Origin of the sequence: Stenotrophomonas humi (assembly GCF_001431415.1) — a bacterium.
In the GTDB taxonomy this organism is placed as follows: domain Bacteria; phylum Pseudomonadota; class Gammaproteobacteria; order Xanthomonadales; family Xanthomonadaceae; genus Stenotrophomonas; species Stenotrophomonas humi.
Map to the genome: position 1 here is coordinate 39,509 of NZ_LDJI01000009.1, position 11,377 is coordinate 50,885.

The 11,377-nt window shown below is 61.8% G+C and carries 12 protein-coding genes; 4 read left to right on the top strand and 8 right to left on the bottom strand.

All coding sequences use genetic code 11. The features are described 5' to 3' along the window. Window positions 1-166: 166 nt before the first annotated feature. From galU to cmk, 8 genes are all read right to left on the bottom strand, one after another. On the bottom strand, window positions 167-1,045 hold the full coding sequence (galU, locus tag ABB26_RS04440) for a UTP--glucose-1-phosphate uridylyltransferase GalU (RefSeq protein ID WP_057632382.1): 879 nt from the start codon (window positions 1,043-1,045) through the stop codon (window positions 167-169). After that, complete coding sequence (locus ABB26_RS04445; protein ID WP_057632383.1) at window positions 1,045-2,961, bottom strand: polysaccharide biosynthesis protein; 1,917 nt, start codon at window positions 2,959-2,961, stop codon at window positions 1,045-1,047. The genes galU and ABB26_RS04445 overlap by 1 nt, the downstream gene beginning before the upstream one ends. Then, window positions 2,961-3,899: an MraY family glycosyltransferase gene (locus ABB26_RS04450; protein ID WP_245626131.1), complete on the bottom strand. Its 939-nt coding sequence runs from the start codon at window positions 3,897-3,899 to the stop codon at window positions 2,961-2,963. The genes ABB26_RS04445 and ABB26_RS04450 overlap by 1 nt, the downstream gene beginning before the upstream one ends. Before the next feature lie 51 nt (window positions 3,900-3,950). After that, complete coding sequence (gene lapB / locus ABB26_RS04455; RefSeq protein WP_057632385.1) at window positions 3,951-5,129, bottom strand: lipopolysaccharide assembly protein LapB; 1,179 nt, start codon at window positions 5,127-5,129, stop codon at window positions 3,951-3,953. Window positions 5,130-5,135: 6 nt separating this feature from the next. Continuing rightward, the gene (locus ABB26_RS04460; RefSeq protein WP_057632386.1) at window positions 5,136-5,432 is read right to left on the bottom strand and encodes a lipopolysaccharide assembly protein LapA domain-containing protein; all 297 of its coding nucleotides are present in this window, start codon (window positions 5,430-5,432) and stop codon (window positions 5,136-5,138) included. Window positions 5,433-5,511: 79 nt separating this feature from the next. Then, window positions 5,512-5,817 carry an integration host factor subunit beta gene (locus ABB26_RS04465; RefSeq protein WP_057632387.1) on the bottom strand — a complete coding sequence of 102 codons (306 nt, stop codon included), beginning with the start codon at window positions 5,815-5,817 and terminating at the stop codon, window positions 5,512-5,514. 91 nt (window positions 5,818-5,908) lie between these two features. Beyond that, window positions 5,909-7,588 carry a 30S ribosomal protein S1 gene (rpsA, locus tag ABB26_RS04470; RefSeq protein ID WP_057632388.1) on the bottom strand — a complete coding sequence of 560 codons (1,680 nt, stop codon included), beginning with the start codon at window positions 7,586-7,588 and terminating at the stop codon, window positions 5,909-5,911. 196 nt (window positions 7,589-7,784) lie between these two features. Then, window positions 7,785-8,462, bottom strand: a complete 678-nt coding sequence (cmk, locus tag ABB26_RS04475; RefSeq protein WP_057632389.1) for a (d)CMP kinase — start codon at window positions 8,460-8,462, stop codon at window positions 7,785-7,787. Window positions 8,463-8,652: 190 nt separating this feature from the next. Here cmk and ykgO point away from each other — a divergent pair, with 190 nt between their 5' ends. From ykgO to ABB26_RS04495, 4 genes are all read left to right on the top strand, one after another. Further along, window positions 8,653-8,778: a type B 50S ribosomal protein L36 gene (gene ykgO, locus ABB26_RS04480; RefSeq protein WP_057628212.1), complete on the top strand. Its 126-nt coding sequence runs from the start codon at window positions 8,653-8,655 to the stop codon at window positions 8,776-8,778. Between the two features lie 128 nt (window positions 8,779-8,906). Continuing rightward, window positions 8,907-9,236, top strand: coding sequence for a hypothetical protein (locus ABB26_RS04485; protein ID WP_057632390.1), 330 nt, complete (start codon window positions 8,907-8,909; stop codon window positions 9,234-9,236). A gap of 82 nt (window positions 9,237-9,318) precedes the next feature. Beyond that, window positions 9,319-10,371, top strand: coding sequence for an agmatine deiminase family protein (locus ABB26_RS04490; RefSeq protein WP_057632391.1), 1,053 nt, complete (start codon window positions 9,319-9,321; stop codon window positions 10,369-10,371). A gap of 111 nt (window positions 10,372-10,482) precedes the next feature. Beyond that, window positions 10,483-11,370 (top strand): carbon-nitrogen hydrolase, encoded by an 888-nt coding sequence (locus ABB26_RS04495; RefSeq protein ID WP_057632392.1) that lies wholly within the window; start codon window positions 10,483-10,485, stop codon window positions 11,368-11,370. Window positions 11,371-11,377: the final 7 nt, after the last annotated feature.

Sequence of the window (11,377 nt, forward strand, 5' to 3'; positions counted from 1 at the left end):
CCGTAGTGTCAGGCAGGAATGGCGCGCCATGCGGGGCAAGACTGTCCCCAAGGCAACCCACCAGAACCAAAGAAAAAGCCTGGAGCCCCTATTTTGAGGGCTTCCAGGCCTTTTTGATGCGTCACATGGGGTCGCCCACTGGCCGTATTTCAACGGCCTGGACAACTCACTCGGCCAACATCTTCTTCATGATTTCACGCGCCGGCTGGGCCAGCTTCTCGTTCTCCAGCGCGAAACGGATGGTGGCTTCGACCAGTCCCAAATGGGTACCGCAGTCAAAGCGCGTGCCCTCGAAGCGATAAGCGTTCACCGGCTCGCTTTTAAGCAGCTGGGCAATGGCATCGGTCAACTGGATCTCCCCGCCTGCACCCGTTGCCGTGTGCTCCAGCAGTTCAAAGATTTTTGGACTCAGCACATAGCGCCCCACCACCGCCAGGTCACTGGGCGCCTCCTCCGGCTTGGGCTTCTCGACAATCTGCGAGATCCGCCCATGACGCCCGTCGAAGGTCTCGGTGGCGACGATGCCGTAACTGCCGGTCTTGTCATGCGGCACGTCTTCAACGGCGATCACGCTGGCTCCGGTCGCCTGGTTGAGATCAGCCATCTGCTTCAAGGCGCCCTCGCCCCGGTTCCAGATCAGATCGTCGGGCAGCAGCACCGCGAACGGCTCGTCACCGATGATGGCCTTGGCGCACAGCACCGCATGTCCCAGGCCAAGCGCCTCGGTCTGGGTGACGAATACCGCACGCACACCCTTGGGCAGCACATGCCGGATCAGTTCCAACTGCTCCTGCTTGCCGGCACGCTCCAGCTTCTGCTCCAACTCGTAGGCTTTATCGAAGTAGTCGGCCACCGCATGTTTGTAACGATTGGTGATGAACACCAGCGTGTCGCAACCTGCCTCAATGGCCTCATCCACCGCGTACTGGATCAACGGCCGGTCAATGATCGGCAGCATCTCCTTGGGAACGGTCTTGGTCGCGGGCAAAAACCGCGTACCGAGACCTGCAACGGGGAATACCGCCTTTTTGATACGACCGCTCATCAGTGATTCCTTCCTGCTTCCTTGGTGGGGAACTGCACAATCTTTGCCGTAGCACTGCGCGCGGCATGCTCTACAACGGGTTGGAACTCAGGAATCGTGGTGGACAGAATGGCGCGCATCACTTCGATATCGTACGAAGCAATCGCCCGCCGTAGCACAGCCACATTACTCAACACCAGCTCCGGTGAAAACTCGCGGACGCCGGCTTCCAGCACCTTCGGGTGTGCTGTCGGCTGGCAATTCTCATCGTCGTAGAACAAGCTCTCGTGAAGCTTTTCGCCAGCACGCAGCCCGGTATAGACGATGGAAATATCCACGCCAGGCACCTTTCCGGCCAGCCGGATCATCTGCTCGGCCAGGTGCCGGATGAATACCGGCTCGCCCATGTCCAGCATGTAGATGGCACCCCTCGACGACGATGCCGCCGCCTGCAGAATCAGCAGGCACGCCTCCGGAATCGTCATGAAATAGCGACTGACATCCGGATGGGTCACGGTGATCGGCCCACCGGTGCGGATCTGCTCACGGAACATCGGAACCACGCTACCCACCGACCCCAGCACGTTGCCAAAACGCACCGTGACGAAGCGGGTCGTAGGCGAGCGCTTGTTCAAACTCTGGCAGATCATCTCGGCATAGCGCTTGCTCGCGCCCAGCGCGTTGGCCGGATCCACCGCCTTGTCGGTCGAGATGAAGACAAAGTTCTCCACTCCGCTTTCGACACAGGCTGTAGCCACGCATTCGGTCGCCAGGGTGTTGTTACGCACCGCTTCGCGCAGCTGCTCTTCCAGCAATGGCACCTGCTTGTAGGCGGCAGCATGGAACACGGTGTCAGGCTTGAAGCTGCTCAAGGCATGCCGGACCACGGCAGGGTCGCCACAATCACCCAGCACCCCATGCACGTGCAGGTCAGGAAAACTGCGCCGCAGCTCTGCCTGGATGTTGATCATCAGCAGTTCGCTGATTTCCAGCACGACAATACGGGTGGCGCCATGGCGTGCGACCTGTCGGCAAAGCTCCGATCCGATCGATCCGCCACCACCGGTGACAAGCACGGTGCGACCGCGCAGCCAGCCGCGGATCAATTCCCAGTCAGGAAGAATGGGCTTGCGTCCCAACAGGTCCTCGATCGCCACTTCCTTGAGCTGACCGGGCAACGAGCTGCCTTCAAGAATATCTGCCAGCTTCGGTACGGTCCGGAACGGCAGGCCGGTGCTTTCACACAGCCCGACCACGCGCTGCATGCCAGCCGCGTCCAGCGTGGGGATCGCAATCACCAACAGTTTGGCATCGGTTTCCTTGGCCACCGAAGCAACATCATCGAGCGCACCCAAGATCGGAATGCCGTGCAGATTTGCTCCGCGCAGATGCGTCGAGTCGTCCAGCACGCCGACAGGTTCATAATCGCCGGATCGGCGCAGATCCTTGATCAGTGACTCGGCGGCCTGCCCGGCGCCCAACACCAGCACTCGGCGTGCCCGCGCATCGGATTGGACATTCTGGTAGTCCTTCCATGCCCGGTACAGCAAGCGCGGGGTGCCCAGCAGCGCTGACAGCGCAAATGGGTAAACCACCAGGACGGATATCGGAATACCTTCCAGTCGCCGGTACGAGAACACCACCACAATGGCCAGCAAGCCGACAAAGCTCGCCTTGAAGATATTGATCAGGTCAGCGACGCTGGCAAAACGCCAAAGGCCGCGATACAGCCCCACCTTCCAGAAGGCAACCGACTGGAGGGCGACCACCGCCAGCACGTCCAATGAGAACAGCGGCAAAGCGGGGGCATTTTCCAACATGGCGTAACGAGCGGCAAACAGCAGCTGCCAGCACAGCCAGACCATGGCCAGGTCATGCAGCATCACCGCATACCGCAATCCACTGTCTGCAAAGAAACGCTTTTGCCAGGATGCCATCAGCTCTCGTCCTTTATGAAAAATTGCCTGCGCAGGAAAAACCAGGCCACTGCCGTCGCAGCCACCCAGATGACGCCCCCTGCCCATTCCCAACCTTGGGAAAGCCTTGAAAACAACGCCGCAAGTGTAATTCCGCAAAGGGTAAAGAGCGAATAGCCTCCCGTAACAAGGGAGTGACTCCATTCACGCTTTACGAAACGCTGGTACAGATGCTGGGTGTGCGGCTGCATCCAACGCTCGCCGTTGAAGATGCGCGTCAGCAATGTGAAGCCAGCATCAATGAAGAACGCGGCGGGCAGCATCAGCCACACAGGAATGGCTACTTCGGTCACGCTCATACCGAGGGACAACAGCCCCGCCATCACGTAGCCCAGCGCCCCGCTCCCCACGTCCCCCATGAATACCCTGGCCCTCGGGAAGTTGAACGGCAAAAAGCCCAAGCATGCTGCAGCCGTCACCAAGCCCGCCAACGCGTACGGAAACGGCAACAGGAAGGCGGCGCCAATGGCCACCAGAATCGCCTGGGTGACGGCTAGACCGTTGATCCCATCCATGAAGTTCCAGATGTTGATCAGCGAGACCGCAAGCAGCGTACAGAACAGCGCTTTGATCACACTGCCGCTGCCCATCCAGACCAGCAACCCCAGTAGGATCGCCGCCAGCAGATGCACCAGCAGCCGGGGAAGCGCGGGAAGTGATCGATGGTCGTCCCACCAACCGATTCCCGCCACCATCATCAAACCAATGGCGAACACGCCCGCAGGCACAGCTGCCGCCGGATACAGCAACGCCACGGCGAAACACGCCAGCAGCACCGAAACCACGATGCCGATCCCACCACCACGCGGCGTGGAGACTTTGTGACTGCGACGCTCCCCCGGCATATCGACCAGTTGGCGCTTGATCGCATAGCGAATCGCCAGCCAGGTCGTCGCCACGGCCACCCCGAAGGCAACCAACGGAAGCCACAGATGATGCGGTAACACGCCTCAGAGCACCGCGTAGTTCAGCAGCGGCTTGACTGTACCCCACTCTTTGCAGCTGGGGCATTGCCAATGGTGGGTCCGCGCACCAAAGCCACAGCGGGTGCAGCGGTAGGCAGGGTTGCGAACCAGCAACTGGTCGGTGATGTGCTTGAGATCCTGCAGCGTGGCAACCGGGTCGGCCCCTTCAGCCAGCGTCAGGTCGATCAACGCCGACTCGCCGCGCACCGACGGGCGATCCTTCAACTGGCGCCCCAGGTAAGCACGCGCCGGAGCGGTACCCTCCTGCTCTTCCATCAAACGCGTCAACGCCAGCACCGGTGCGATACCGCGATAGTGCTCGGTCATCTCCGCAAGGAAAGCACGCGCACCGGCGATGTCGCCGACATTGCGGTAGTTCTTGACCAGTTGCGGCAGGATTTCGGGCAGATAATCCGGGTCGTTGCGTGCGGCACGCTCGAACGCACGAACAGCCGCCTCGTCATTGCCGAAATCGCTCTCCAGCCGCCCTTCGATGATGCCGGCACGCACGCTCATGGCGTCGGCGGCGTTGGCACGATTGATCGCGGCACGCGCGTCATCCAGCCGGCCGGCGGCGCGATAGCGCTCGGCCAGTTCGCATTCGAACTGGCCAATCAACTTACCCATCGGCTCATCGGTGACCTGCTCATAGCGGGTCGCGTTCTCGATCGCCTTTTCCCAGTCGCGCTCGGCCTGATAGATGCTGATCAGGTGCTTGAGCGCCTGTGGTGCGCGCTGGTCCAGCTGCGCCAGCTCGGTGAACACCGTCTCGGCACGATCGAGCAGGCCGGACTTCATATAGTCCTCGCCCAGCGCCAGCAGTGCCTGGACACGCTGCGCATCGCTCAGATCCCCGCGATTGACCAAGCCTTGATGCAGGCGGATGGCACGATCCACCTCGCCACGGCGACGGAACAAATGCCCCAACGCCACCTGCGTTTCGAACGTTTCCTTGTCCAGCTCCGCGATATGCAGGAACAGCTCGATGGCCTTGTCCGGCTGTTCGTTGAGCAGGTAGTTCAGACCACGGAAATAGGTACTGGACAGGCGACTGACCTGGTTCTCGCTATGACGTTGACCGCCTCGTCGACCCACCACCCAGCCACCAACCGCCGCAATGGGCAGACACAGGAAGAACCAGAACCACTCACTGATAAAGGCCATCTTCGATCAGCGCCCGTCGAAAGGAGAAGGAGATTGCACGGTAGCCGCCGGCTCGGAAACCGCTGCGGAAGCGGCCTTGTTGGCACGCCGCAACTTGGCATACATCGGCACGACCAGCCCGGCCAGCACCATGCCACCACCGACCAGCGCACCCACCAACAGCGATGCAATGATCGCCAGGCCAGAGGTGGTCTTGAGCACCCAGAACGCCAGGCTGATTTCAATGGGTTGGGAATTGAGCGACCCAATCACCAAGCCGCCGACAAGAACTGCCAGCAGGATCAATAAACGGACGATCTTCATGCGGCAGCTGCTCCAATAACTAGAGGCCGTAGCTTACCGAATCAGCGCATGAATGCGCAGCGAAGTACGGCGGCCCGTTTCAGGCCGGATCGCTTTCCAGCGGCACCACCGAGCTGACGCGCTCGCGCAGCTCCTTGCCCGGCTTGAAATGCGGCACATGCTTGCCCGGCAACGCTACCGACTCACCCGTCTTCGGATTGCGGCCCAGGCGTGGCGGGCGGTAATGCAGGGAAAAACTACCAAAACCGCGGATCTCGATGCGATCCCCGGAAGACAACGACCCACCCATCATTTCCAACAACGACTTCACCGCCAGATCGACATCATCGGCCTTCAGGTGCGCCTGGTGGCGCGCAAGGATTTCGATCAGCTCGGATTTGGTCATTGCGTACTCGCCAATGGCTGGGTATCAACCCTGAAGCGGCCCGGATTGATATCCGGGCCGCCCAGGTCACATCTGCAACAGGATGCCCGAATTACTCGGACTTGTTGCCATTCAACTGCGCACGAAGCAGCGCACCCAGCTGGGTGGTGCCGCCGGAAGCGGACTGGTAGTCCTCCAGCGTTTCGCGCATTTCAGCATCGTCCTTGGCCTTGATCGACAGCTGCAGGGTGCGGCCCTTGCGGTCCATGCCCACGAACTTGGCTTCGACCTTGTCGCCGACCTTCAGGTGCTGGGTGGCGTCGTCCACACGGTCGACACTGATGTCGCGTGCAGCCACGTAGCCTTCGATGCCGTCAGCCAGTTCGATGATGGCGCCCTTGGCGTCAACTTCCTTGACCACGCCTTCGACCTTCGAGCCCTTCGGATTGATCGCCATGAACTGGCCGAACGGATCCTGCTCAAGCTGCTTGACGCCCAGCGAGATGCGCTCGCGCTCCGGGTCGACAGCCAGAACAACGGCTTCCAGGGTGTCGCCCTTCTTGTAGTTGCGGACCACGTCTTCGCCGGTGGTGTTCCAGCTGATGTCCGACAGGTGCACCAGGCCATCGATACCGCCGTCCAGGCCGATGAAGATGCCGAAGTCGGTGATCGACTTGATCTGGCCGGCAACCTTGTCGCCCTTCTTGAAGATGGCGGCGAAGGTTTCCCACGGGTTGGCAGCAACCTGCTTCATGCCCAGCGAGATGCGGCGACGCTCCTCGTCGACGTCCAGGACCATGACTTCAACTTCGTCACCGACCTGCACAACCTTGGACGGGTTGACGTTCTTGTTGGTCCAATCCATTTCCGAGACGTGCACCAGGCCTTCGACGCCCGGCTCGATCTCAACGAACGCGCCGTAATCGGTAACGTTGGAGACCTTGCCGAACACGCGGCTGTTGGCCGGGTAACGACGCGAGATGTTGTCCCACGGATCTTCGCCCAGCTGCTTCAGGCCCAGCGAAACGCGGTTGCGCTCGCGGTCGAACTTCAGCACGCGCACGTCCAGCTCGTCGCCGACGTTCACGACTTCGGACGGATGGCGCACGCGCTTCCATGCCATGTCGGTGATGTGCAGCAGGCCGTCGATACCGCCCAGGTCCACGAATGCGCCGTAATCGGTCAGGTTCTTGACGACACCCTTCAGGATCGCGCCTTCCTGCAGCTTGTCCATCAGCTGCTCGCGCTCTTCCGAGTGCTCGCTCTCGACAACTGCACGACGCGAAACGACCACGTTGTTACGCTTGCGGTCGAGCTTGATGAGCTTGAACTCCAGCTCCTTGCCTTCCAGGTAGGCCGGGTCGCGCACCGGGCGCACATCCACCAGCGAACCGGGCAGGAACGCGCGGACATCCTTGATGTCCACGGTGAAACCACCCTTGACCTTGCCGCTGATGCGGCCGGTGATGGTTTCGTTCTTTTCCAACGCTTCTTCCAGCTCGTCCCACACCATGGCGCGCTTTGCTTTCTCGCGCGACAACACGGTTTCGCCGAAGCCGTTCTCGATCGAGTCGAGGGCGACCTTGACCTGGTCGCCTTCAGCGACGTCGATCTCGCCAGCGTCGTTACGGAACTGTTCGATCGGCACAATGCCTTCAGACTTCAGGCCGGCGTTGATCACCACCACGTCGCCGCGAACTTCCACGACGGTACCGATAACGATGGAACCGGGCTTCAGCTTGGCCAGATTGGCCTGACTGGCTTCAAACAGTTCTGCAAATGATTCGGTCATTAGATTTACTCAATTGAACAAATGGACAGCGGATGTGTTGCAAAAACCCGTACTGTCCAGCCTGTTGGACGACCCCATGAAGGCGGCCGCATGTGAATGAAAAAGCCCACCACGCACCATTGCGCAGCGGGGTTGTTGCAACTTCTCTATCTGCGACTGCAGCCGATGGACTGGCCACACTCAACGCAGCATTGGATCAGGCTTCCTTGACGGAAACCAGACCCAGCACCTTGGCAACGACGTCGTCGATGCCAATACCGCTGGTGTCGATGAGAACGGCGTCTTCGGCCGGCCTCAGGGGCGCCACTGCGCGCTGTGCATCACGGGCGTCGCGGGCCATGATCTCACGCAGGAGGTCGTCAAAGTTAACCGAAACCCCTTTTTCTTTCAACTGCTTATGCCGCCGCTGCGCCCGCTCCTCGGCGCTCGCAGTCAGGAATACCTTGAATGGGGCATCCGGGAAGATGACGGTCCCCATGTCACGCCCATCGGCCACCAACCCCGGCAAAACCCTGAATGCGCGCTGGCGCTCTTTCAGCGCAGCCCGCACTTCGGGGATGGCCGCAATGGCCGAGGCCAAAGCCCCCGTGGTTTCCAGCCGAAGCTCGTCGGTGGCATCGGTACCATTGACCAGCACGCGTAGGCTCTCACCCTGTTCAGCGAACTGAACCTTGGTGTCGAATGTGCACCGCACCAGCGCTGACGCATCAGAGGTGTCGATGTCCGCCCAGCTGGCCGCCACCCCCACCGCACGATAAAGCGCACCTGAATCCAGGTAATGCCAACCCAGCTTTCGCGCAACGATGCGACTGACGGTGCCTTTGCCTGCCCCGGACGGGCCATCAATGGTGAGAACGGGGGAAAGCTGGCTCATCTGGCTGCCTGATCTGGACACGAATCGGGCTATTCTAACGCCCCGCGCTGCCGCTCCGGCGCCCCGTTCAATGCAACCACTTGAACGCGCATGGAATTACCCGGTAGAATGGCGGGCTTGAACGAGCGTCATCCTGCATATCCGCGGCCGCGCTCTTGAAAATTCCAACAGTTATCCGCCGAGGTATGCAATGAAAGTCCTGTCCTCCCTGAAGTCGGCGAAGACCCGTCACCGTGATTGCAAGGTTGTTCGCCGTCGCGGCAAGATCTTCGTGATCTGCAAGTCGAACCCGCGCTTCAAGGCTCGCCAGCGCTGAGCCGGTCGGCGAAAGCCGACACCGGAATCCGAAAGGGTTTCGGCTTTTCACAAAAAGCCGCCTCCGGGCGGTTTTTTGTTGCCGGTTTTTTGCTGTAATCGTCATCTGTCCTCTGGGGAGAAGCGACCATGAAGCATCTGTTGAAAACACTGACCCTGATCAGCGCACTCGTGGCGGCGCCCGCAGCCATGGCCGACACGCTGTTGATCGAGCGGGCACAGGAAAAGCCCGCCGGCGCACTGCCGGTACGTGGTGAAACCGCCAGCCAGGTCGAAGCCCGCTTCGGTGCACCGCAGGAACGGCTGGACCCGCGTGGCGGCCAGAAGCGCCAGTGGCCGACGATCAACCGCTGGGTCTACCCGGCATTCACCGTCTACTTCGAGAAGCAGCGCGTGATCGATGTGGTCGCCAACCAGGCAGCCCCCGACGAAATCGGCCCGAAGCCGCCGATCCGCTGACTTGGCCCGTGGCGACCGGCGGCAACGCCGGCCACCACCTCCGTCCCTGCGCGATCGCGCCGGGCTCTACCAGCAAGAAGAAATGAACGACACGCTCCGCTTTCCTGCCGAATGGGAACCCCAGTCCGGCGTACTGATCGCCTGGCCACACGCCGATACCGACTGGGCCGACCGCCTGGCCGATGTTGAAGAGACCTATATCGCGCTGGTCGCCGCCATCACCCGCTTCCAGCCGGTGCTGATCTGCGTGGGCGATGACGACATCGAAACCTATGCCGAGATGCGCCTGCGCTCGAACCGCATCGACATGGAACGCGTGCATTTCGTCACCGCGCAGTACGACGACACCTGGCTGCGCGACTCCGGCCCGATCACGCTCAAGCGCGCCGATGGCAGCTTCCAGCTGCTGGACTTCCGCTTCACCGGATGGGGCGGCAAATTTGAAGCAAGCCTCGACGACCAACTGGTCGGCGTGCTGCACGGCGCAGGCGTTTTCAGCAGCAGCGCCGACGTACGCAGCATCTCGTTCGCACTGGAGGGCGGCGGCGTCGAGACCGACGGCGCCGGCACCCTGCTGACCACCTGGCAATGCCTGCACGAACGCCATCCCGAGCGCGAGCGCGAAGCACTCAGCGCCGACATGGCGCAGTGGATGCACCAGGACCGTGTGCTGTGGCTGGACCATGGCTACCTGGAAGGCGACGACACCGATGCCCACATCGACACCCTCGCCCGCTTCGCCTCGACCGACAGCATCGTCTACCAGGCCTGTGACGATGCCAGCGATTCGCACCACGCCGAACTGACGGCGATGGGCAATGAGCTGGCGGCGCTGCGGACCACCGACGGTCAGCCTTACCGGCTGTTCCCGCTGCCGTGGCCGCAACCGGTGATCGATGAGGGGCGCCGCCTGGCCGCATCGTATGCAAACTTCCTGATCATCAATGGCGCAGTGCTGATGCCGGCCTACGGCGACGCAGCCGATGACGCAGCCCGTGATGTGCTCGCACAGGCATTCCCCGACCGCGAAATCGTGCAGGTCCCCTGCCGCTCGCTGATCTGGCAGAACGGCAGCCTGCACTGCATCACCATGCAGCTGCCGGCCGGCCTGTTGGCCACTCAGATCACGCCCTGACGGCACCCTGCTGGCGGCACCGCCAGCGCGCACTTACGTTCAGCCGCAGCGGACATTCCGCTGCGGCTTCCGCGCTACCATGCGCCTCTCCCACGCCGGATATGTAACCGAATGAGCTCCCGCCACACCCTAACCGTCGCCCTTGTCCAGGAACGCAACCACGGCGATGCCGCTGCCAATCTGGAAGTCATCGAAGCCCGCGTGGCCGAGGCGGCCGCGCAAGGCGCGAAACTGGTGCTGCTGCAGGAACTGCACAACGGTCCGTATTTCTGCCAGCACGAATCGGTGGACGAGTTCGACCTGGCCGAGCCGATCCCCGGCCCGAGCACCGAGCGGCTGGGCGCACTGGCGAAGAAGCATGGCGTGGTGATCGTCGGCTCGCTGTTCGAACGCCGCGCTGCTGGCCTGTATCACAACACCGCGGTCGTCTTCGAGAAAGACGGCACCTTGCTGGGCAAGTACCGCAAGATGCACATCCCCGACGACCCGGGTTTCTACGAGAAGTTCTATTTCACGCCCGGCGACATCGGCTTCACGCCGATCGACACCTCCGTGGGCCGTCTTGGCGTGCTGGTGTGCTGGGACCAGTGGTACCCGGAAGCCGCGCGCCTGATGGCGCTGGCCGGCGCTGAGCTGCTGCTCTATCCCACCGCCATCGGCTGGGACCCGGAAGACGTGCAGGACGAGAAAAACCGCCAGCGTGATGCCTGGGTACTGAGCCATCGCGGCCATGCCGTGGCCAACGGCGTGCCGGTACTCAGCTGCAATCGGGTGGGCCATGAAGCCTCGCCACTGGGTGCTTCCGGCATCGACTTCTGGGGCAACAGCCACGTGCTGGGTCCGCAGGGCGAGTTTCTGGCCGAAGCCGGCACCGACGCCACCCTGCTGATCTGCGAGGTCGACCTGCAGCGCAGCGAGCACGTGCGCCGCATCTGGCCATTCCTGCGCGACCGCCGCATCGATGCCTACGGCGACCTGCTCAAGCGCTACATCGACTGACAAGGCT

Coding starts and splice junctions, on each gene's coding strand:
- galU (WP_057632382.1), bottom strand. CDS start 1,045: ATGAGCGGTCGTATCAAAAAGGCGGTATTCCCCGTTGCAGGTCTCGGT.
- ABB26_RS04445 (WP_057632383.1), bottom strand. CDS start 2,961: ATGGCATCCTGGCAAAAGCGTTTCTTTGCAGACAGTGGATTGCGGTAT.
- lapB (WP_057632385.1), bottom strand. CDS start 5,129: ATGGCCTTTATCAGTGAGTGGTTCTGGTTCTTCCTGTGTCTGCCCATT.
- ABB26_RS04460 (WP_057632386.1), bottom strand. CDS start 5,432: ATGAAGATCGTCCGTTTATTGATCCTGCTGGCAGTTCTTGTCGGCGGC.
- ABB26_RS04465 (WP_057632387.1), bottom strand. CDS start 5,817: ATGACCAAATCCGAGCTGATCGAAATCCTTGCGCGCCACCAGGCGCAC.
- rpsA (WP_057632388.1), bottom strand. CDS start 7,588: ATGACCGAATCATTTGCAGAACTGTTTGAAGCCAGTCAGGCCAATCTG.
- cmk (WP_057632389.1), bottom strand. CDS start 8,462: ATGAGCCAGCTTTCCCCCGTTCTCACCATTGATGGCCCGTCCGGGGCA.
- ykgO (WP_057628212.1), top strand. CDS start 8,653: ATGAAAGTCCTGTCCTCCCTGAAGTCGGCGAAGACCCGTCACCGTGAT.
- ABB26_RS04485 (WP_057632390.1), top strand. CDS start 8,907: ATGAAGCATCTGTTGAAAACACTGACCCTGATCAGCGCACTCGTGGCG.
- ABB26_RS04490 (WP_057632391.1), top strand. CDS start 9,319: ATGAACGACACGCTCCGCTTTCCTGCCGAATGGGAACCCCAGTCCGGC.
- ABB26_RS04495 (WP_057632392.1), top strand. CDS start 10,483: ATGAGCTCCCGCCACACCCTAACCGTCGCCCTTGTCCAGGAACGCAAC.